This window comes from Nocardiopsis sp. NPDC050513, from assembly GCF_044457925.1.
In the GTDB taxonomy this organism is placed as follows: domain Bacteria; phylum Actinomycetota; class Actinomycetes; order Streptosporangiales; family Streptosporangiaceae; genus Nocardiopsis.
The window spans coordinates 70,846-91,304 of sequence record NZ_JBITHK010000001.1 but is presented as its reverse complement, the minus strand read 5'-3'; the positions used below and the strand labels follow the sequence as shown (position 1 = coordinate 91,304).

Here is a 20,459-nt window from a genome sequence, read left to right as displayed (position 1 = left end):
GGTGTGAAGGTCAAGTGTGAGGCGGGGCACGTCGTGTTGATCGGGGAGCTGTCGGAGCGGACCGGGGTGAGCCGGAGGCTGCTGCGGTACTACGAGGACCAGGGACTGCTCGACTCCACGCGCTCGGCCAACGGCTACCGCGTCTACGGCCCCGACGCGGTGCGCACCGTCCACCACATCCGCGCGCTCCTGGACATGGGCCTGTCCACGGAGGTCATCGGCTCGGTCCTGCCGTGCGCGCGGGGCGGGGCCGACGAGCCGCTGGACCTGGAGATGTGCCCGGACCTGCTGGCCACGATCCGCCGTGAGCTGGCCGAGCTCGACTCCCGGATCGACCGCCTCCGGGGCCGCCGGGGCGCGCTGGCCGCGCACCTGGTCTGACGTCCGCCGGGTCCGGAACCGCCGTCAGCCGGGCGGATCCGCGCGCCGCACCCGCACGAGCTGGCTGAGCACCGCCAGCACCGGCAGTTCCAGGAGCGGACCCGCCACCAGGGCGACCGCGATGAGCGGCCGGTCGGGGAAGGCGGCCACGGCCACGGCCAGGGCGACGGGCGAGTTGCGGGCGACCGTCGTCATGGTGAGCGTGACCCGCTGGTCGGCGGGCAGCCGCAGCACGCGCGCGGCGCCCGCCGCGGCCAGGGGCGCGGCCACGAAGAACACCGCCAGCGGCAGCAGCAGGCCGACCAGGTCCCCGGCGTGCTCGGCCACCGTGCGCGCCTGCCACGCGAACATCGCCAGCACCGCCGTGTACAGCAGCGGCAGCACCGCGCGGTTGGCCCATCCCATGAGCACCCTGTCCCGCCAGAGGGGGCCGCGCCACCACCGGGCGGACCGGCGCAGGGCCACCGCCGCCGCCATGGGCAGCACCAGGACCAGGAGCACGGCCCCCACCAGGGTCTCCACGCCGACCCTCGCCGCCTCACCGCCCAGCAGCAGCACGTACACCGGGAGCAGGACGAGCTGGAGCACCAGGTTCAGCGGCAGCAACGCCGTGGCCGCGCCCATGTGTCCCCGGGCCAGCCCCGTGAACACCAGGTACCAGTCCGTGCAGGGCGTGACCAGCAGCAGGAGCAGCCCGATCCGCAGGTCGGGGGCGTCCCCGAGCAGCCCCGCCCCCAGAGCCCAGGCCAGGACCGGGGTCAGGACGAAGTTCAGCGCCAGACTCGCCGCGACCACCCGTCCGGACTCGCGGGCGGCACGGACCTGACCGGCGTCCACCTGGGTGAACACCGCGACGAGGAGCAGGATCAGGGCGGGCAGGACCGCGTGGCCCGCGGCGGCGCCGACGGGCCACAGAGTGCCCGCGGCCAGCCCGGCCAGCGCCGCCGCGGCCACGATCAGGCCCTGGAACCTCTCGGACGTGGACACGGGGCCTCTCACCTGTGCGATCGGGCGGGTGGTGCCCACACTAGGGCGTGCCCGGTGGAGGTCGGGTCACGGGCTCCTTGGCCTGAATGCACGTCGAGGTTCGGTGCTGTGGGGCGGCGGAGTGGGACCGTCGTCGACACCGTGGAGAAGGTGACCGGCCGACCGGCCCGCACGTTCGGGCAGTGGGCGTCCGAGCACGCGGATCGCTTCCAGGGCTCCGCCCCCGCCGCGGACTCCCGGGGGAGCCCGCGGCGTGCGGGCGGGGTGATCAGCCCCAGACGCCGGTGCGGGCGGCGCGCCGGGCGTAGTCGGCGAAGTCGCCGGCCGGGCGGCCCAGGACGAGCGCCACGTCGTCGGTCGGTTCGGTGTTCCGTCCGTCCAGGATCTCCTGGAAGATCTCCACCAGGCCCTGGGCGAGTTCGCCGGGGAACCCGCCCTCCACCGCGGCGCGGACGTACTCCTCCGGCGTGACCGACCGGTGCCCGACCGCCCGTCCCGACGCCTCGGACAGGACCGCCGCGGCCTCCGCGAAGGTCAGCGACCGGGGCCCGGTCAGGTCGTAGGTCCGCCCGGCGTGCCCGTCCCCGGTCAGCGCGGCCACGGCCACCTCCGCGAGGTCGTCCAGGTCGATGAACGGCTCGGCGATGTCCGGGACCGGCAGGAGCGTGGTTCCCGCTCGGACCTGGTCGGTGAAGAAGGACTCGGAGTAGTTCTGCGCGAAGACCGAGCACCGCGCCAGGGTCGTGGCCGGGAAGGCGTCCCGGACCGCCCGCTCGGCGGCGAGCGCGCCGTCCTCCCCGCGCCCGGACAGGAGCACCGCCCTGCGCACCCCGTGCCCGGCGGCGCGGGCGGCGAACGCCGCGACGGCCTCGGCCGCGCCGGGGAAGGCCAGGTCGGGGTGGTAGCAGAGGTAGACGCCCGTGACCCCCTCCAGCACGGGGTCCCAGGTGGCGGTGTCGTGCCACTCGAAGGGCGGGACGCCCGACCGCGAGCCGACGCGGGTGTCGACGCCGCGCTGCTTGAGGAGGTCGGTGACGCGGCGGCCGGTCATCCCCGTGCCGCCGGTGACAAGGACTCGTTCGTGTGTCGTCATGCGTTCAGTACAGCAGCGCCGGATCAGACGGAACATGGTTCAGATGCTGGATCACATAAGAGATCGTCTGAATCGGAGTAGGGTGGAGGCATGGATCCCCTCACTCAGCTCCTCGACGGGCCCCGTGCCCGGGGCGCCTGCACCCTGCACACGGTCATGAGCCCGCCGTGGGCGATCGAGGTGCGCGACCGCGCCGCGCTCACCCTCGTCGTCGTCACCTCGGGACGGGCGCGCGTGACCAGCCCGCACGGGGAGGCCGACCTGGGCCCCGGCGACGTCGCGCTGATGCGCGGCCCGGACCCGTACACGGTCTCCGACGGCGCCGGGCGCACCCCCGCGATCACCATCCTTCCCGGGCAGCGGTGCGTGTCCGCCGAGGGGGAGGACGTGTGCCTGACCATGCAGCACGGGATCGGGAGCTGGGGCAACGACCCCGACGGCGAGGACACGATGATCGTGGGCGCCTACGAGGACGACAGCGAGGTCGGCCGACTGGCCCTGGCCGCCCTGCCGCCGATGGCGGTCCTGGCGAACGGTCGCGTCGACCCGGCGCTCGTGGACCTGCTGACCCGGGAGATCACCTCCGGCCGGGTCGCCCAGGCCAGCCTCAACGACCGGCTCCTGGACTCCCTGCTGGTCATGGCCGTGCGCGCCTGGCTGGAGGAGGACTGCGACCGCTGCCCCAGCTGGCTCTACGGGCAGAGCGACCCCGTGGTCGCGCACGCCCTCGACCTGCTGCACGACCGCGTCGCCGAACCCTGGACCCTGGACACGCTCGCCCGCGCCTGCGCGGTCTCCCGCGCCACCCTGGCCGCCCGCTTCCAACGGGCCGTGGGCACGCCGCCCATGACCTACCTGCGCACGTGGCGGCTGACCCTGGCCGCCGACCTGCTCACCGCCGACCCCGGGCTGAGTCTGGAGGCGGTCGCGGCACGGGTCGGCTACGGCAGTGCCTTCGCCTTCAGCACGGCCTTCCGCAGGCACACGGGGGTCAGTCCGTCCGGGTACCGTTCCCGGCCGCGCGTCGAAGCGGTGCCCTCGTGAACCGCGACCGCAGGCGCCGCAGCATCCGGGCGTCCTGGAACCCGACCGCCCGCGCCGCCGCCTCCACGGTCTCCCCCGCGCCGATCAGGTGCTCGGCGCGCTCCCAGCGCAGCGCCTGCTGGTAGCGCAGCGGCGTCAACCCGGTCGCCGAGACGAACGCGCGGGTCAGCGTGCGCTCGCTCACCCCCGCCTCCGCCGCCAGGTCCGCCAGCCGCAGCGGCGACCGGTACCGCGCGTCGATCGTGTCCTGGACCCGGTGCACGACGTCCACGACGTGCCCCCGGTGCCGCAGCAGGGCGCTCGCCTGCGGCTCGTCGCCGTTGCGGCGCGCGTAGACGACCATGTTCCGGGCCACCGACGCCGCCGCCGACGGACCGTGCCGGACGGTGACCAGGTGCAGGGCCAGGTCGATGCCGCTGGCGATCCCCGCCGAGGTGACCACGCCCCCGTCGGCCACGTACAGCACGTCGGGCACCACGAGCGCCCGGGGGTGGCGCCGGGCCAGCTGCTCCTGGAGGTCGTGGTGGGTGGTGCACCGCCGCCCGTCCAACAGGCCCGCCTCGGCCAGGGCGAACGCACCCGAGCACACGCTCGCCACGGTGCCGCCCGCCGCGTGGTGCGCGGTCAGGGTCCGCCGCTGGGAGCCGGTCAGCACCCGGCCCACCGGGGCGTCGCCGATCCTCCAGCCCGGGACCACGACCAGGTCGTCCGGTCCCACGTCGGGCCAGGACGTCCCGGCCCTCAGGGGCACGCCCTGCGCGGTGGGGACGTCCTCGTGCTCGGCGACGTACCGGGTCCGGTAGTCCAGTCCCAGGTGGGACGCGGCGGTGGAGAACACCTGAGCCGGGCCCGCGAGGTCGAGCAGGTGCAGGCCCGGTGTGAGGAGGAAGACGACGGTGGTCACGATCCGGTCAGTGTAGCTGCCTCCTCCGTGATCTCGGCGACCGTGCGCACCCGCGCGAAGCGGCCCGCGAGCGCGTACACGGTCCGCTGGACGACGGCGTCGGGGAGCAGCGTGGCGGGGTCGGCGAGGACCTCGCGCAGCGGACGCCCGGCGGGGGACCCCGGGGCCTCGATCGGCTCGGTGGCGGTGGCGTCGACCGCGAACGTCACCCGGTAGCCGAGGTCGGAGGCGACCCGGGCGGTGGTCTCGCAGCACTGCTCGGTGCGCACGCCGCAGACGGTGACCTCGTCCACGCCCCGCTCGGTCAGGTATCCGTGCAGGTCGGCCCCGGTCATCGCGTTGTGCACGGTCTTGGTGCGGACCGGCTCGCCGTCACGCGGCACGAGCCCGTCCATGAGCTCGACGAAGCCGCGTTCGGGATCGAAGACGGTGCCGCTGCCGGGCTCGACGTGCAGGACCCAGACCACCAGGTCGCCCCGGTCGCGGGCGTGGTCGACCAGTGCGGAGATCCGGTCGGCCACGTTCGGGTCGGAGGCGGCGGTCCAGCTCTCGCGCTGGAGGAAGGACTTCTGGGCGTCGATGACGAGGAGTGCGTGTGCCATGCGTCGATCGTGTCAGCCGGACCCGGACCGCGACAGACACGATCGGGGCCGTGGCCGGACCGATCCGGTCACAGTCGCAGCACCCAGGTCTGGCCGACGAGGTCCTTCCCGAACAGGTCGTGCGGCTCCTGGTCGACCAGCACGAACCCGGCGGCCTCGTAGACGCGCCGCGCGCTGGTGAGGACGTCGTTGGTCCACAGCGACACGCGCTCGTACCCCGACGCGCGGGCCCACTCCACGCACCGGTCGACCAGGCGGGCCCCGAGCCCGTGGCCGCGCGCGTGGGGGAGCACCAGCAGGACGCGGAGCTTGGCGGTGCCCTCCTCGTCCCCGGGGACGCAGAAGACGCAGCCCGCGCGCTCGCCGTCGGCCTCGGCGATCCACGCGCCGCCCGTCTCCGGGTCGTGGTCGGCCGCGATCCGCGCGACGAGGGCCTCGAAGTCGCGGCCCCAGCCGAACTGCGCGGCGTAGGCCTCGCCGTGCGCCATGACGACCCAGCCCAGGTCCCCGGGGCGGCCGAGGGGACGGATCTCGCTGCTCATGGAACCTCCATGCTACTGACACAAGTGTTTCAGTGACTTTAGTCTAGGACCGTGAACAGCACAGAACCAACCCCCTCGCCGCGTCAGGTGGAGTTGCTCGAGGCCGCCTACCGGTACGCGCTGGAGCACGGACTGGCCGATCTGTCGCTGCGCCCGCTGGCCGCCGCCGTCGGCTCCAGCCCCCGGGTGCTCCTGTACCTCTTCGGCAGCAAGGACGGGCTGATCCGCGCCCTGCTGGAACGGGCGCGCGCCGACGAACTGGACATGCTGGCGCGCGTGCGCGCGGCCGACCTGGACACGGCCGCGTTGAGCGTGTGGGAGTGGCTGGCCGCGGAGGAGCACCGCGCGCTGCTCACGCTGTGGGTCGAGGGCTACGCCCGCTCGCTCGTCGACGCGACCGGCCCGTGGGCGGAGTTCGCCGAGGCGACCGTCCGGGACTGGCTCTCCCTTCTGGCTGGCGCGCAGTCCGACGACGAGCGGGACACGCCGGTCGGGGAGGCCCGCCGTACGCGCGCCCTCGCGGTCCTGCGCGGCGGTCTGCTCGACCTGCTCGCCACCGGGGACGCCGACCGCGTCGGCGCGGCCGTGCGCGGGCACTTCGCGGCGGGCGGCGGGCCGCCGCCCGCGCTCACCGTCAGCCCAGGAGCTTCTTGAACCCGACGTGCGAGGGCGCGTACCCCAGGCGCTCGTAGAACCGGTGGGCGTCCTGGCGCGAGGCGTCCGAGGTCAGCTGGAGCAGCGCGCACCCGCGTCGGCGCGCCTCCTGCTCGGCCCAGGCCATGAGGTCGGCGCCGACGCCGTCGCCGCGCTCGTCGGCGTGCACCCGGACGGCCTCGATCTGGGCGCGCGTCGCCCCGCCCCGGGACAGGCCGGGGACGAAGGAGAGCTGGAACGTGGCGACCACCCGTCCGTCGCGGCGGCCGACCATGAGCAGTTCGCCGGGGTCCCCGTCGATGGCCTCGAACGCGGCCAGGTAGGGGGCCAGGTCGTCGCCGTGTTCGCGTCCGGCCCCCAGGGGGTCGTCCGTGAGCAGGGCGAGGATCGCCGGGACGTCCTCGGCGCGGGCGGGGGTGAAGGTGACGCGTTCGGGCACGGGTCCTCCTCGTCTCGGGTGGTGCAAAAGTAGCGAAACGCCCGAATTCGGTGCGCCGCGCCCCGCTCCTCACACCAGGAGCCTGGCGGCCTCCCGCAGGTCCGCCACCACCACGGTGGCCTCCGCCAGTTCCCCGACGGTGTGGGTCGAGGCCACCGCCACCACGGGCATCCCGGCCGCCCGACCGGCGCTGACCCCGGCCGGGGAGTCCTCCACCGCCACGCAGCACCCGGGGTCGACCCCCATGCGCTCGGCGCCGAGCAGATACGGCTCGGGGTCCGGTTTGCCCTCCGCCACCTGGTCCGCGGTCACCAGGACGTCCGGAACCGGCAGCCGCGACGCCTCCAGACGGGCGTGCGCGATCAGGTCGCCGCCGGACGTCACGATCCCCCACGCCCGGCCGCGCCCGTCGAGCGCCGCGAGCAGCTCCCGGGCGTGCGGCATCGCCGTGACGTCCTCGGCCCGCGCCACCTCGTGGGCCTGGATCCGATGGGCCTCCGTCTCCGGATCCAGGTGCGGGGCCACGAGGCGGGCCAGGCCGAGGTCGGTGCGCCCCGAGTGGTACCGCAGCACCTCGTCCACGTCCAGGCCGCGCTCCTCGGCCCACGCGGTGAGCCCGCCGACGATGCTCGCCCCCGAGTCGACCAGGACCCCGTCCAGGTCGAACAGCACGGTCGCCCCGCCGTATCCGCCCACACGTCCCTCCGCCCCGTCGCCGCGCACGCGCGGAACCCTACCGCCCCGCGGGCAGCGACACCTCGGCGAGCACGGCCCGGTGGTCCGTGCCGTCCACGTCCAGCACCTCGACCTCCGCGACCCCCGCGCTCGCGTCCACGAGCACGTGGTCGATGGCGACCCTGGGCACCGGGCCGTCGGCCGGCCAGGTGCCGGTCAACCCGGCCCCGGCCACGCGTGCGGCGCTGACGTACCCGGTGTCCAGGACCGCGCGCATCCGCGCGTGGTCGAGTGTGGCGTTGAAGTCCCCCGCCAGGATCCGCACGGTCCCGGCCCCCCGCGCCTCCGGCAGCGCCGCCAGCCCCGCCAGCCACCGCGGCACGGTGTCCGGCCTGAGCGGTGGCACCGGGTGCACCGACACCACCTCCACGTCCGCGTCGAAGCCCGGCACCGCCGCCCCCGCGTGCGCCATGTTGAACCCGCCGGACTCCCGCCCGGGGTCGCCCAGGTCGGACAGCGGGAAGGCCGCGTGGACGCTGCTTCCCGACACGTCGTAGGAGGAGTGGTCGACGGCGTGCGGCAGGAGTGCGTCCAGACCGGCCGCGGTCAGGCCGTCGACGAGCGCGGGGGTCGTCTCCTGCAGGGCCAGGACGTCCACGTCGCGGTCGCGCACGAGCGCCACCACGTCGGCGGGGTCGACGTTGCCCGCCAGTGTGTTGAGCGTCAGCACCCGCAGCGCTGGCCCGCCCGCTCCGGTGGTCCCGAAGGGCACCGCGCGCGGCGCCACCGCCGCCGCCAGCACGGCCACCGCCAGGAGCAGCACCGCGCACGGCGCCCACCTGCGGAGCAGACCCGCGCCGACCGCCGCCGCGAGCCCGGCCGCCAGCACGTAGGGCGTGAAGGCCAGCATCGGCACGAGCGGATACCCGCGCTCCCACCCGAACAGCCGGACCGCGGCGAACAGCGCGAAGAGCGCCGCGACGACCGCCACCGCCGCGGTCACGGCCGCGCTCCCGCGCTGCTCGGAGGCCCCGCGCACCGCCATCGGGCCGGGTCCCCCCGTCCGCGCACCGTCCATCGCCCCGTCCTCCCCGTGGTCCCGTGGGGACTGTCACCCCTCGACGCCCATGGGATCACACCGGGCCCGCGAAGGTTCGCCCCCGCGCGGCGCGGAGCACGGCGGTGCACTCCGCTCTCAGGGGACCCATCGGAAAACCTATGACCTTCCCAGGCATTTCTATTGGTCATGTGATCAGAGAGCGGTCTACTGTGGGCGGGTGCGCGACCTCGGCCGCGTACGTCGGAATGCCAGGTCAGAGGTAAGAGGAAGCACCATGTCCGTCACCAGCAGGGAAGTCCGTCTCGTCGCGCGCCCGGTCGGCGAGCCCAAGCCCGGGGACTTCTCCCTGGCCGAGACCACCGTCGCCGACCCCGGACCGGGCCAGGTGTTGGTCCGCAACGACTGGATGTCCGTCGACCCCTACATGCGCGGGAGGATGAACGACGCCGAGTCCTACGTGCCCCCCTTCCGTCTGGGAGAGGCGATGGAGGGCGGCGCGATCGGCACCGTGACGGCCTCGGGCAGCGACGCCGTCCCCGTCGGCGCGACCGTCCTGCACATGGGCGGCTGGCGCGAGTACGCCCTGCTCGACGCGGACGCGGTGCGCGTGGTCGACGCCGACCGGGCGCCCGCCGAGGCCTACCTGGGCGTTCTGGGCATGACCGGTCTCACCGCGTACGCGGGTCTGACCCGGATCGCCCCGGTCGAGGAGGGCGACGTCGTGTTCGTCTCGGGCGCGGCGGGCGCGGTCGGCAGCCTCGCCGGACAGATCGCGCGCCGGCTCGGCGCCTCCAGGGTCGTCGGCTCGGCGGGCGGACCGGAGAAGAAGCGCCGCCTGCTGGAGGAGTTCGGCTACGACGCCGCGATCGACTACCGCGAGGGCGACCTGGAGGGCCAGCTGGCCGAGGCCGCCCCGGACGGGATCGACGTCTACTTCGACAACGTCGGCGGCGACCACCTGCGCGCCGCCGTCGGCGCCATGCGCACCCACGGGCGGATCGCGCTGTGCGGGGCCATCTCCATGTACAACGCGACCGAGCCGGTGCCCGGTCCCGACAACCTCTTCCTCGCGGTGGGCAAGCGGCTCACGCTGCGCGGGTTCATCGTCGGCGACCACTACGACCTGTTCGGCGAGTACGCCCAGCGCGCCGCGGCCTGGCTGGCCGAGGGCTCCCTGCGCGCCGAGCAGACGGTCGTCGAGGGGATCGACCACGCCGTCGACGGCTTCCTGGACATGATGCGCGGCGCCAACACCGGCAAGATGCTGGTGCGCCTGGGATCCTGACCGCGACGGCCGGGTCCGGGCCCCGGGCCCGACCGTCCCGCACCGCACCCACGAGAGGCACACATGCGCAACGTCACGCTGAACGACGGCCACACCATGCCGCAACTCGGTTTCGGCGTCTGGCAGGTCTCCGACGACGACGCCCAGAAGGCCGTCGCCACCGCGCTGGAGGCCGGATACCGCTCGATCGACACCGCCAAGCTCTACGCCAACGAGGCGGGCGTGGGCCGGGCCGTCGCGCAGGCGGGCCTGCCCCGCGAGGACCTGTTCCTCACCACGAAGCTGTGGAACGACGACCAGGGCTTCGACCGGGCCCTGCGCGCCTTCGACGCCAGCCTCGACCGGCTCGGCACGGAGTACGTCGACCTGTACCTGATCCACTGGCCGACCCCGGCACGGGGCCTGTACACCGAGACCTGGAGGGCGCTGGAGCGGATCCGGTCCGAGGGGCGCGCCCGGTCGATCGGCGTCTCCAACTTCACGGCCGACCACCTGGACCGGTTGGCCGCCGAGGCCGACGTCGTCCCGGCGGTCAACCAGATCGAGCTGCACCCCTACCTCGCCCAGAACGCGATGCGCGCCGCCAACGCCGCGCACGGCGTCCTCACCGAGGCCTGGAGCCCGCTGGGCCAGGGCAGGGGGCTGCTGGAGGACCCCGTCCTGACCGCGCTGGCGGACAGGCACGGCAAGAGCGCCGCGCAGGTCGTTCTGCGCTGGCACCTCCAGCTCGGCAACGCCGTGATCCCCAAGTCCGTGACGCCGGAGCGCATCCGCGAGAACATCGACGTCTTCGACTTCGAGCTCGGCGCCGACGACATGGCGGCGGTCTCCTCGCTCGACCGCGACGGCCGGATCGGCCCGGACCCGGCCACGTTCAACCGGGCCTGACGGGGCCCGCGCGTCCCGCCGCCCGTCGCCCTCCACCGCGACGGCCGTCGCGCCGCGAAGGACAGGGCCTGTCCGGAGAAATCATCCCAGAAATAGATGATTTCTCCGGAAACAGGCCCTCGTGCGAAAAGGGCGGGAGATTTCCCCGTGTGTCTTTCGGTGGGTCGGGAAAGAACGCACGCGACGCCGGAGCGTCGGAACGGTGCCGGTCCCCTTTTCCCCCGTCCGTTGTATCGTGCGAGGTCGGAGCGGCAGGCGAAATCCGCTCCGGCGCGGTGGAGCGGGCCACGGACACCAGAGAGCACAGAATGATCGAAAAAGTGACAGCGCGGCTGGGGCTGCGGACGGACCCCGTCATCTTCGCCGTCTCCGCCGCGCTGGCCATCCTGTTCGTGGTGTCCGCGATCGTCTTCACCGACGCCGTCGACAGGGCGTTCGGCGCGGTGTCCGACTGGATTCTCACCAACCTCGGATGGCTCTACATCCTGGGCGTCACGACGTTTCTCGTCTTCCTCATCGGGATCGCGCTCAGCCGGTACGGACACGTCCGGCTCGGGCCCCAGGACAGCGAGCCGGAGTACGGCGACTTCATCTGGTTCTGCATGCTGTTCGCGGCGGGGATCGGGAGCATCCTCATGTTCTGGGCCGTCGCCGAGCCGATCAGCCACTACGCGGACCCGCCCCGCGGGGACGTGGCCCCCGAGTCGGTGGAGGCGGCCCGGCAGGCCATGGGCTTCACGCTCTACCACTTCGGCCTGCACACCTGGACGATCTTCTGCCTGCCCGCGCTCGCCTTCGCCTACTTCGTGTACCGGAAGGGCCTGCCGTTCCGGGTCAGCTCGGTCCTGCACCCCTTCATCGGCGACGGCATCCACGGACCCGTCGGGCGGACCGTGGACATCGTCGCCGTCCTGGGCACCCTGTTCGGGGTGGCGGTCACCATCGGTCTGGGCACGATGCAGATCAACAGCGGGTTGAACGAGCTGTTCGGGATCCCGGAGACCCGGCTGACCCAGGTCGTGCTCATCGGTGTCGTCACGTGCATCGCCGTGGCGTCGGTGGCCTCCGGTCTGGACATCGGCATCAAGTGGCTGTCGACCCTCAACATCGTCCTGGCTGTGACGCTGCTCGTCTACGTCTTCGTGATGGGTTCACCGGTGTTCCTCGCCCGCGGGATCATCGAGACCACGGGCGTGTACCTGGAGGCGCTCGTCCCGCTGTCGTTCTGGAACGACACCTTCGGCGACACGGGATGGCAGGGCTCCTGGACCGTCTTCTACTGGGCCTGGACGATCACCTGGTCGCCGTTCGTGGGCATCTTCATCGCCCGCGTCTCCAAGGGGCGCACGATCCGCGAGTTCGTGGTCGGGGTCCTGTTCATCCCGACCGCGTTCAGCATCGTGTGGTTCAGCGTGTTCGGGCTGTCCGCGTTCGACATCGAGATGCACGGCGGCGGAGGACTCGTCCAGGCGGTGGTCGTCGAGCAGGACCTGCCCGGGGCCCTGTTCGCCTTCCTGGAGCACTATCCGCTCACGGTGTTCCTGTCGGCGGCGTCGATCGTCATCGTGGTCATCTTCTTCACCACCTCCTCCGACTCGGCGTCCCTGGTGGTGGACATGCTGTGCTCGGGGACGGCGCGGAACCCCACGCGGCAGCGCGTCTTCTGGGGCGTGGCCGAGGGGGTGGTGGCCGCCACCGTGCTCACCGCCTCCGGCGTCGGCGGACTGGACGCCCTGCAACAGACGATCATCGTGTTCGGGCTGCCGTTCTTCGTCATCGCCTTCGTCATGATGGCGGCCCTTCTCCGCTCCCTCAGACGGGAGACCGTGGCGGGTTCGGCGAGGGTGCGCCCGCTGTCGGTGCGGCGGCGGCGACGGCCCGGCGGCGAGGGCCCGCCCTGACGGACCCGTGGCGGACACCGGCGCGCGCCCGCCGTGTTCACCGCCTTGCCGCCTTGACTCCGGTGAGCCCGACGCGTGAGCCTGGAAGGAAGAGGACATGAGGTCACTACGACACGCTTCAGGATCTTGGAGGTCGTCATGATGCTCATGCGTACCGACCCGTTCCAGGAGTTCGACCGGATCACCCAGCGTCTCCTCGGTGACGTGATGCACCCGGCCGTCATGCCGATCGACGCCTACCGCGAGGGCGACGAGTTCGTCGTGCACTTCGACCTGCCCGGCGTCCGCGCCGACTCCATCGACCTGGAGATCGAGCGGAACGTCCTGACCTGCAGGGCGGAGCGCCGGTTGTCGATCCCGGAGGGCAGCGACGCGGTCGTGGCCGAGCGGCCCGCGGGGAACTTCTCGCGGCAGCTCTACCTCGGCGAGGAGCTGGACACGGAGAACCTGTCGGCCGACTACGCGGACGGCGTCCTCACCGTGCGCGTTCCGGTGGCGGAGCAGGCCAAGCCGCGCAGGATCAGCATCACCGGCGGTGCGGGGGCACGGCAGATCAAGGGTTGAGCGCCACGCCCGCCAGGGGCCGGACCCGACCGTCCGGCCCCGCGTGCGCGGCCAGGTCCCGGAGGCCCGCTGGACGACCTCGAAGGCCCGCGGCCCGCCACCGGTCGCGGCGGGCTTCGCCGCGTCCCCGCCGCCGGGGGCGAGCGGGTCACCCCTCGGCCGGGACCCGCGCCTCGTCGGTGGCGCCGTCCCGCGTACGGCGACGCCAGGAGCTCGTCATGACCAGCGTCAGCACTCCGGCGAGCAGCCCCCAGAAGGCCGATCCCACCCCGAGCAGCGTGAACCCCGACGCGGTCGCCAGGAAGGTCACCACCGCCGCCTCGCGGGACCGCTCGTCCCCGACCGCCGAGGCCAGCGAGCCGCCGATCGTGACCAGCAGGCCGAGCCCCGCGGTCGCCAGGACCAGCGTCGACGGCAGGGCCGCCAGCAGCGTCGCGACGGTGGCGCCGAACACCCCCACGCACAGGTAGGCCACCCCGGCCCACACGCCCGCCAGATAGCGCCGCTCCGGATCCGGGTGTGCCTGCGGCCCCGTGCACATCGCCGCGGTGATCGCGGCCAGGTTCATCCCGTAGCACCCGAACGGCGCCAGCAGCATGTTCGCCGCACCGGTCCACCCGACGACGGACGAGACCGGCACCCGGTAACCGTCCCCCCGCAGCACCGCCACCCCCGGCAGGTTCTGCGACGCCATCGTCACCACGAACAGCGGCAGGCCCACGCCCACGAGAACCTGCCACGAGAACTCCGGCGTCACGAACACGGGCCGCGCCACCTCCAGGCGCACCCCGCCGAGGTCCAGCGTTCCCTCCACCGCCGCCACCGTTCCGCCCGCCGCCAGGGACAGGATGACCGCGTACCGGGGCAGCCACCGGCGGCACGCCAGGTAGGCCGCGAACATCGCGACCACGACGGTGACGTCGCCCTCCATGCTGGTGAACAACCCGACGCCGAACTGCAACAGCACGCCCGCGAGCAGCCCCGACGCCAGCGGGACCGGGATGCGGTCCATCACCCGCTCGAACCACCGCGTCACACCGCTCAGCGCGATCAGCGCCCCCGAGAACAGGAAGGCGCCGATCGCCTGGGGCATCGTCACCCCGTCCAGACCCACCACCAGCAGGGCGGCGCCCGGCGTGGACCACGCGGTCACGATCGGGGCCCGGTGCCGCAGCGACAGCCCGACACACGTGACCGCCATGCCCACGCCCAGCGCCAGCATCCACGACGCGAGTTCCGCGGAGGTGGCTCCGGCGGTCTCGGCGGCGGTGAACACGATCGCCGCGGAACTGCTCACCCCGACCATGACCGAGATCAGACCGGCCGAGACGGCGGACAGCGGCGCGACCGACCGGACGCGGCGGACAAGGTTCCTCATGACGGACCATCCTGACGTGCGGTCCGCCACGGCGTTCGCCCGGGTCCGGCCGTCGGGCTCCGGCCCCGGGCGAACGGGCGGTCAGGCCGTGCCGGGAACCCGCTGGACGACCTCGAAGCCCCACAGCTCGCTACCGGTCGCGGCGGGCTTCGCCGCGCCCTCGCCGCCGTGCCCGTGCCCGTGCCCGGTCTGTCCGGACTCCCGGGCGGCCTGGGCGTGTCCGCGCCTGAAGTCCTGGCTGTTCACCCAGTTCTGGAAGTCCTCCTCCGACCGCCAGCGGGTGTAGACCAGGTACCGGTCGGTGCCCTCGACCGGCCGGAGCAGCTGGAACTCCTCGAATCCGGGCTGGTTCTCCACGAGCCCGGCCCGTTGGGCGAAGCGCTCCTCCAGGGTGGCTCCCGCCCCCTCGGGGACGGTCAGGACGTTGAACTTGACGACACTGCTCATGGGCGACCTCCACGGTGACTCGGTCCGTACCGCCCAACCTAGGGCAGCCCGCGGGGAACGCGCGGCCGGGGCGCGCGTCCGCCGCACGCACCGCGCGGCTCAGCCGAAGACGACGTCGCCGTTCTCGTCGATCCGCCACCCCGGGTTGTGCGCGATCTCCCACACCACCCCGTTCGGGTCCTTCACGTGGGCGTGGAAGACGCCGCCGAACTCTCCGCGCTGGGGGCGCTTGAGCACCGTCCCGCCCGCGGCGAGCATCAGCGCCACGGTCTCCTCCACCTCCTCGGGGCCGTCGACGTTGTGCGCCAGCGTCACCCCCGACGCGCCGGTCGTCCCGGTCACGCCCGCCGCGCCGCCGAGGTCGCGGTCGAACTTCTCGGCGTCGAACAGCCCCAGCACCACGCCCGGCGCGATCTGGAAGAAGACGATCTCGCCCGGCACGTCCAGCAGTCGCTGCCAGCCGAGGCCGTCGCAGTAGAAGGACCGGGCCGCGTCGAGGTCGGCGGTGGCGAGGGTGATGAAGTGGACCTGCTGCTTCACGGTGGACTCCCCGGGTGGCTGTGGGTGGCCCCCACATCCTGCCGGAGACCGCGGACGCCCCCGGGGACCCCGACGCCCGTGTCAGAGCCCGTGCTTGCGCGCGACCATCCGCAGCACCACCGAACGCGGGAACAGCCGCCGCAGGGCGAACACCAGCGCGGCGTTGCTGCCCACGGCGTAGAACGGGCGCGGCGCGTCGGCCTCGACCGCGCGCACGATCGTACGGGCCACCGAGTCCGCCGGGATCCCCCGCGCCTCGTTGGCATTGAGCGCGCCCAGCATCGTCCGGTACTCGTCGGCGAACGGCGAGGCCGCCCCCACGTACTCGGTGCGCCGCTCGCTGATGCCCGTGTTGATCGACCCCGGCTCCACCGTGCTCACGCCGACCCCGTACGGCGACACCTCCCGGCGCAGGGCGTCGGCGAACCCCTTGAGCGCCGCCTTGGACGCCACGTACGACGACCGGAACGCCAGCGGGAAGCTCGCCAACATGGACCCCACCATCACCACGCGCCCGTACCGCCGCTCCCGCATCCCGGGCAGGACCAGCTGGGTCAGTCGCACCGCACCGAACACGTTGATCCGGAACAGCCGCTCCACGGCGTCCGCCGGCAGCTCCTCCAGGGGGCCGCTCTGGCTCTCCCCGGCATTGTTGACGAGCACGTCGACCGGGCCGGCGGCGGTCGCGCACGCCTCGATCGAGGCAGGGTCGGTCAGGTCCAGGGCCAGGTACTCGACGCCGGGGACCGGGTCGGTGACCGTCCCGGGCTCGCGGCTGGTCCCGTACACGCGGTACCCGCGCTGGACCAGGGCGGCGGCGACGGCCGCGCCGATACCCGACGACGCGCCGGTCACGAGCGCTGTCCTGGCGGGGCTGGCGGGGCTGGTGGGGGTCATCGGGGCTCTCCTCGGGGTCGGGGGGTGGCGGCCGGTGCGCACCGCCTCCATTCCTACCGTCCGGTAGCCAGGCGCGCGGTACCCGGGAAGGCCGTTTCCCGCCCGTCCACGCGGGCACTGCTCCACCACGGGTGTCGATCACCAAGGGGAGTCGTGTCATGACAGCAGGTGCGGGCGGGGTGCTCGTCGTCGGCGCGGGCGTCGCCGGTCTCAACGTCGCCCACCAGTTGCGCCGCCGCGGGATCGACGTGGCGGTCGTGGAGTCCCGCCATCCGGGCGCGGGCGCCTCCCACGGCAACGCGGGCTGGGTCAACCCCGCCCAGGCCGGTCCGGTCCCCGACCCCGTCCTGCTCGGCGACGCCCTGCGCGCCTTCCGCGACCCCGACGCCCCGCTGCGCATCGCCCCCGACGCCCTGCCCCTCCTCACCCCCTGGTTCCTGCGGTTCCTGCGCAACTGCACCCCCGCCCGCCACGCCCGCGGCGCCCGCGCCCTGGCCATGCTGGGCAGACGCACCTTCCCCCTGCTGGACCAGCTCGCCGAGGACGGCGTGGAGTTCACCCACACCCGCACGGACTTCCTCGCCGTCGCCCACGACCCGCGCGCGGTCGAGGCCTACCTCGGCTCCCTCGACCCCCTGCGCCAGGCGGGATTCGACCTGCCCACCAGCGTGCTGGACGGCGACGAGCTGCGCGAGGTCGAACCGGCGCTGTCCGTCCGCGTGCGCGCCGGGGTGCGCCTGCGCGACCACGTCCAGACCGAGCCGGACAGCCTCGTCGCCGGTCTGACCGCGCACCTGCGCGCCGGGGGCGTCCCGGTCGACGAGGGTGTGGCGGTGACGGGGATCAGCGCGCGCGGCGGGGTGGTGGAGGCGGTCACGACCACGGCGGGCGAGCGACGCGTCGGCGCCCTCGTCATCGCCACCGGCGCCAAGGCCGCCGCGCTCGCCGCCCGGCTCGGCCGGCGCGTCCCGGTGGTCGGCGGCCGGGGGTACAGCTTCGACGTGCCCGCCGAGCGGCTGCCGCGCGCATCCACCCTGCTGCTCGACGCGCACGTGGCGTGCGCGCCCATGGGCGGCAGGTTGCGCGTGTCGGGCGGCATGGACTTCGGCCGGGGGCCCGCACGGCCGGTTCCGGAACGGATCGACGCCATCACGCGCGGCGCGGCGCCCATGGTCGTCGGAGTGGACTGGACGGACCGGCGGCACGCGTGGGCGGGGGACCGCCCCCTGGCGCCGGACGGCCTGCCCGTGGTCGACCGGCTGCCCGGGTACGCCAACGCCTACCTGGCCACCGGCTACTCCATGCTCGGCCTGACGCTGTCGGGCCCGGCGGCCGAGGCGCTCGCGACCTTCCTGGTCGACGGGGTCCGCCCCGCCGTCCTGGAACCCTTCCGCGCCGACCGCTTCGGCCCCAGGCGGCACTGAGGCCGGGCTCGCGGGGCGCCGGGCCCGGTCATCGCCCGATGTAGCGCAGCACGGCCAGCACCCGGCGGCTGTAGCCCGCGGTGTCGCCCGGGCCGGGCTCGTCGAAGACCGCGTTGGCGTGCTTCTCGACCGCGCTCCGGGAGAGGAACAGCCGCTGGGCGATCGCCGCGTTGATGTGCCCCTGGGCCATCAGGTCCAGCACGTCGCGCTCGCGTTCGGTGAGCCGGTCCGGCGTCGCGTACCGCCGCTCCACGTACTGCGACAGCACCAGCACCCCCACACGGGGCAGCTCCGCCCGGATCCGCGCGCGACGCGATGCGCGCGTACCGACACCCGGAGTGACGGATGTGGTGCAATGCGGGTGTACGGGAGGACGGGGGAGCCATGCCCAAGCAGGTCGACCACCAGCAGCGGCGGGTCCAGATCGCGGAGGCGGTGTGCGCGCTCGTCTCGGCCCGGGGGCTGGAGGCGGCGAGCCTGCGGGACGTCGCGGCCCAGGCGGGGGTGTCGATGGGCCGGGTGCAGCACTACTTCCGGACCAAGGGCGAGATGCTCGCCTTCACGCTGGAGTACGCGGGCGAGCGCCACATGGCCCGGGTGCGCGCGTCGCTGGAGGAACGGCCCGGCCCCCTCTCCCCCAGGGAGGTGGTGCGCCTCATCCTCGGCGGGCTGCTCGGCGAGGACGCGCGGCGGGTGGACGGCCTGAGGGTCGGGGTGGCCTTCCAGGCGCGCGCCCTCGTCGACCCCGAGCTGGCCCGACGCGTGCACCGCGCCTACACCGGTGTCCGGGAGACGCTGGAGTACCTCATCCGCCGGGGGGCCGACGAGGGCCGGACCGGGACCGAACCGGACCCCGGTCTGGAGGCGGCCGCCCTGCTCGCGCTGGTGGAGGGGATGCGCGCCCAACGGCTCCTGGGACAGGTGACCGGGGAGGAGGCCGCGCGGGTGCTGGACTCGCGGCTGGACGCGCTGTTCGTCGACTGAGCGGAGCGGAACCGGACCGGCGGGAAGGGCGTGGCCGCCCGTGTTCCGCGGATCCCGCTCACGCGGTCGCCCGAACGCCGGACGTCAGGTCGGCCGTTCCCCCGGCCCCGGCCGCGGTCCCACCGGGATGAGCCGGTGGGTGGGCGGTGGTGCGCTCTCGTCCGCCTCCGCCCGGAACTCCCGGCCGTCGTCGCGGCACACGAACTGCATCACGTGCCGACCGGCGGCGGCGGCGCGGATCAGCCCGCCGGTGGTCGCCCACACCCCGGACATGTAGAACCCGTCGAGCCCCGGCAGTCCGGGGCCGTACTTCCTCACCAGCTCCTCCAACGTCTCGCCGCCCTCCGCGAACGGCTGCCAGCCGAGCACCGTCCCGTCCAGGTTGCCGGTGTAGCGCACCTGGGTCAGCGGCGTGGCGACGTCGCGCACCCTGACCGCGTCCCGCAGCCCCGGATGGCGGCGGTCGATCGTCTCCACCAGGGCGTCGGCCGCCCGGCGCTTGGCGCGGACGTACTCCCGGCCGCGTCGTACCGGCAGCGTGTGCACCTCCTCGCCCCGGTGCGCGCGGCTCGACCGCTCGGGTCCGGTGCTCAGCTCACGCCAGGGGCCGATGTCGCAGAAGTACGTCGCGTACACCACCGCCGTCCCCGGCGGCGACAGCTCCGGATAGTGGGCGCTGCGGAACTGGACGTTGACGCTCGGGTGCCGGATCCCGAGCAGGGGCGCGGCCTCCTCCTCCGTCAGCAGGTGGGTCGTGCACGGATCCGCGTGGGGGAACTCCCCGTTCAGGCCCAGGAAGACCGAGAAGTACCCGGGGAAGACCGTCTCCGGCTCGCGGATGGTCCGCGTGTAGAGGCGGCGGTACTCCCCGTTGAGGTAGCGGCCCCTCAGCAGACCGTGCATGGTCGTGTACCCGTCGCACGCCGCCACCACGATGTCCGCGCGGTGCTCGCTCCCGTCGCTGAGCCGTACGCCCACCGCCCGGCCGTCCTCCACCAGGATCTCCTCGACCCGGGCGTTGCAGGCGATCTCGCCGCCCAGCCGCCGGTAGCGGTCCTCGATCGAGCGCGCCAGGCCGAGCGAGCCGCCCTCGGGGACCCCCGCCGCACGGTCGGCGTGCGCCGCGAGCTGGAAGTAGAACGGCAGCACCGGGAAGTTGGGGTGCTTCTCGTAGAGGATGTGGTTGAACGCGTCCCTGAGCAGCGGGTCGGCGAACCGCTGGGAGTAGTCGCGCATCAGCACCGTGATCGACCCGCGGATGACGTTGAGGTACGGGACGAACCTTGACATCATGCGCGTCCGCTCCAGGGGGCCCATCAGCCCCACCGGTTTCAGGAACGGGTAGACGCGCAGGCACCGGATGAACCGACGCAACCCCCGGCAGAAGTCGCGGATGACGCGGGCGTCGGCGGGGGACAGGTCGAGCAGGTGCGCCTCCAGCCGGTCCGGATCCGAGTAGAAGTACACCTTCCGTCCGTCCCGCCCGCGCACGACGTTGAACACGTCGAAGTGGCGCATCTCCTTGCCCTGCAGCGCCCCCAGCTCCAACCAGATCCGGTGCATCTCGCTTCCCGGTCCGCTGCCGAGCAGCCAGCTCACACACCAGTCGAAGGTGAAGTCGCCCCTGTCCCAGGCCGTGCAGCACCCCCCGGGGATCTCGTGCATCTCGAAGATCCGCGTCCGGTACCCGTTCATCCGCGCGTACACGCCGGTGGACAGCCCGCCCACCCCGCCGCCGACGATGACCATCGACTCCCGGGGCCGCGCGGC

The 20,459-nt window shown here is 73.6% G+C and carries 22 protein-coding genes and 1 pseudogene; 9 read left to right on the top strand and 14 right to left on the bottom strand.

Features of this window, described 5'->3' with window-relative positions:
• Window positions 1–33: 33 nt before the first annotated feature.
• The gene (locus ACIBFB_RS00355) at window positions 34–381 is read left to right on the top strand and encodes a MerR family transcriptional regulator (RefSeq protein ID WP_397225395.1); all 348 of its coding nucleotides are present in this window, start codon (window positions 34–36) and stop codon (window positions 379–381) included.
• A gap of 24 nt (window positions 382–405) precedes the next feature.
• Here the strand turns inward: ACIBFB_RS00355 and ACIBFB_RS00350 are convergent, their stop codons facing one another.
• Window positions 406–1,368, bottom strand: coding sequence for an arsenic resistance protein (locus tag ACIBFB_RS00350; RefSeq protein ID WP_397224539.1), 963 nt, complete (start codon window positions 1,366–1,368; stop codon window positions 406–408).
• Window positions 1,369–1,636: 268 nt separating this feature from the next.
• Window positions 1,637–2,461, bottom strand: coding sequence for an NmrA family transcriptional regulator (locus tag ACIBFB_RS00345; protein ID WP_397224537.1), 825 nt, complete (start codon window positions 2,459–2,461; stop codon window positions 1,637–1,639).
• 90 nt (window positions 2,462–2,551) lie between these two features.
• Between ACIBFB_RS00345 and ACIBFB_RS00340 the strand changes: the two genes are divergently transcribed.
• The gene (locus ACIBFB_RS00340; protein ID WP_397224535.1) at window positions 2,552–3,505 is read left to right on the top strand and encodes a cupin domain-containing protein; all 954 of its coding nucleotides are present in this window, start codon (window positions 2,552–2,554) and stop codon (window positions 3,503–3,505) included.
• Here the strand turns inward: ACIBFB_RS00340 and ACIBFB_RS00335 are convergent.
• The 3 genes from ACIBFB_RS00335 to ACIBFB_RS00325 form a co-directional block, all read right to left on the bottom strand.
• Window positions 3,453–4,409: a GlxA family transcriptional regulator gene (locus tag ACIBFB_RS00335; RefSeq protein WP_397224533.1), complete on the bottom strand. Its 957-nt coding sequence runs from the start codon at window positions 4,407–4,409 to the stop codon at window positions 3,453–3,455. The two genes, ACIBFB_RS00340 and ACIBFB_RS00335, sit on opposite strands and share 53 nt — an antisense overlap.
• Window positions 4,406–5,011 (bottom strand): isochorismatase family protein, encoded by a 606-nt coding sequence (locus ACIBFB_RS00330; protein WP_397224531.1) that lies wholly within the window; start codon window positions 5,009–5,011, stop codon window positions 4,406–4,408. The genes ACIBFB_RS00335 and ACIBFB_RS00330 overlap by 4 nt, the downstream gene beginning before the upstream one ends.
• A 68-nt stretch (window positions 5,012–5,079) precedes the next feature.
• The gene (locus ACIBFB_RS00325; protein WP_397224528.1) at window positions 5,080–5,553 is read right to left on the bottom strand and encodes a GNAT family N-acetyltransferase; all 474 of its coding nucleotides are present in this window, start codon (window positions 5,551–5,553) and stop codon (window positions 5,080–5,082) included.
• A 51-nt stretch (window positions 5,554–5,604) separates the two neighbouring features.
• Between ACIBFB_RS00325 and ACIBFB_RS00320 the strand changes: the two genes are divergently transcribed.
• Entirely contained in the window at window positions 5,605–6,207 is a 603-nt protein-coding gene (locus tag ACIBFB_RS00320) for a TetR/AcrR family transcriptional regulator (protein WP_397224526.1), read from the top strand.
• Here the strand turns inward: ACIBFB_RS00320 and ACIBFB_RS00315 are convergent.
• From ACIBFB_RS00315 to ACIBFB_RS00305, 3 genes are all read right to left on the bottom strand, one after another.
• Complete coding sequence (locus ACIBFB_RS00315) at window positions 6,188–6,646, bottom strand: GNAT family N-acetyltransferase (RefSeq protein ID WP_397224523.1); 459 nt, start codon at window positions 6,644–6,646, stop codon at window positions 6,188–6,190. The two genes, ACIBFB_RS00320 and ACIBFB_RS00315, sit on opposite strands and share 20 nt — an antisense overlap.
• A gap of 69 nt (window positions 6,647–6,715) precedes the next feature.
• Window positions 6,716–7,369 carry an HAD-IA family hydrolase gene (locus tag ACIBFB_RS00310; RefSeq protein WP_397224520.1) on the bottom strand — a complete coding sequence of 218 codons (654 nt, stop codon included), beginning with the start codon at window positions 7,367–7,369 and terminating at the stop codon, window positions 6,716–6,718.
• A gap of 10 nt (window positions 7,370–7,379) precedes the next feature.
• Entirely contained in the window at window positions 7,380–8,399 is a 1,020-nt protein-coding gene (locus tag ACIBFB_RS00305; protein ID WP_397224518.1) for an endonuclease/exonuclease/phosphatase family protein, read from the bottom strand.
• Between the two features lie 256 nt (window positions 8,400–8,655).
• On the opposite strand from ACIBFB_RS00305, the gene ACIBFB_RS00300 reads away from it, so the two are divergent.
• From ACIBFB_RS00300 to ACIBFB_RS00285, 4 genes are all read left to right on the top strand, one after another.
• Window positions 8,656–9,666 carry an NADP-dependent oxidoreductase gene (locus tag ACIBFB_RS00300; RefSeq protein WP_397224516.1) on the top strand — a complete coding sequence of 337 codons (1,011 nt, stop codon included), beginning with the start codon at window positions 8,656–8,658 and terminating at the stop codon, window positions 9,664–9,666.
• Window positions 9,667–9,729: 63 nt separating this feature from the next.
• Complete coding sequence (locus ACIBFB_RS00295; RefSeq protein ID WP_397224511.1) at window positions 9,730–10,554, top strand: aldo/keto reductase; 825 nt, start codon at window positions 9,730–9,732, stop codon at window positions 10,552–10,554.
• A gap of 308 nt (window positions 10,555–10,862) precedes the next feature.
• Window positions 10,863–12,455: a BCCT family transporter gene (locus ACIBFB_RS00290; protein ID WP_397224509.1), complete on the top strand. Its 1,593-nt coding sequence runs from the start codon at window positions 10,863–10,865 to the stop codon at window positions 12,453–12,455.
• A gap of 138 nt (window positions 12,456–12,593) precedes the next feature.
• A complete protein-coding gene (locus tag ACIBFB_RS00285; protein ID WP_397224507.1) occupies window positions 12,594–13,019 on the top strand; it encodes an Hsp20/alpha crystallin family protein in 426 nt (141 codons plus the stop codon).
• Between the two features lie 148 nt (window positions 13,020–13,167).
• On the opposite strand, the gene ACIBFB_RS00280 is transcribed toward ACIBFB_RS00285, so the two are convergent.
• The 4 genes from ACIBFB_RS00280 to ACIBFB_RS00265 form a co-directional block, all read right to left on the bottom strand.
• Window positions 13,168–14,397, bottom strand: a complete 1,230-nt coding sequence (locus tag ACIBFB_RS00280) for a benzoate/H(+) symporter BenE family transporter (RefSeq protein ID WP_397224505.1) — start codon at window positions 14,395–14,397, stop codon at window positions 13,168–13,170.
• An 81-nt stretch (window positions 14,398–14,478) separates the two neighbouring features.
• The gene (locus tag ACIBFB_RS00275; RefSeq protein WP_397224503.1) at window positions 14,479–14,844 is read right to left on the bottom strand and encodes an antibiotic biosynthesis monooxygenase family protein; all 366 of its coding nucleotides are present in this window, start codon (window positions 14,842–14,844) and stop codon (window positions 14,479–14,481) included.
• A gap of 99 nt (window positions 14,845–14,943) precedes the next feature.
• On the bottom strand, window positions 14,944–15,384 hold the full coding sequence (locus ACIBFB_RS00270) for a VOC family protein (RefSeq protein WP_397224501.1): 441 nt from the start codon (window positions 15,382–15,384) through the stop codon (window positions 14,944–14,946).
• A gap of 81 nt (window positions 15,385–15,465) precedes the next feature.
• Complete coding sequence (locus tag ACIBFB_RS00265; RefSeq protein WP_397224499.1) at window positions 15,466–16,281, bottom strand: SDR family oxidoreductase; 816 nt, start codon at window positions 16,279–16,281, stop codon at window positions 15,466–15,468.
• 158 nt (window positions 16,282–16,439) lie between these two features.
• Between ACIBFB_RS00265 and ACIBFB_RS00260 the strand changes: the two genes are divergently transcribed.
• The gene (locus ACIBFB_RS00260; RefSeq protein WP_397224497.1) at window positions 16,440–17,705 is read left to right on the top strand and encodes an NAD(P)/FAD-dependent oxidoreductase; all 1,266 of its coding nucleotides are present in this window, start codon (window positions 16,440–16,442) and stop codon (window positions 17,703–17,705) included.
• Between the two features lie 28 nt (window positions 17,706–17,733).
• Here the strand turns inward: ACIBFB_RS00260 and ACIBFB_RS00255 are convergent.
• Window positions 17,734–18,033 (bottom strand): annotated as a pseudogene (locus ACIBFB_RS00255) (LuxR C-terminal-related transcriptional regulator); the annotation flags it as partial.
• Window positions 18,034–18,089: 56 nt separating this feature from the next.
• On the opposite strand from ACIBFB_RS00255, the gene ACIBFB_RS00250 reads away from it, so the two are divergent.
• A complete protein-coding gene (locus tag ACIBFB_RS00250; protein WP_397224495.1) occupies window positions 18,090–18,689 on the top strand; it encodes a TetR/AcrR family transcriptional regulator in 600 nt (199 codons plus the stop codon).
• Window positions 18,690–18,773: 84 nt separating this feature from the next.
• On the opposite strand, the gene ACIBFB_RS00245 is transcribed toward ACIBFB_RS00250, so the two are convergent.
• The gene (locus tag ACIBFB_RS00245) at window positions 18,774–20,438 is read right to left on the bottom strand and encodes a phytoene desaturase family protein (RefSeq protein ID WP_397224493.1); all 1,665 of its coding nucleotides are present in this window, start codon (window positions 20,436–20,438) and stop codon (window positions 18,774–18,776) included.
• Window positions 20,439–20,459 lie beyond the last annotated feature (21 nt).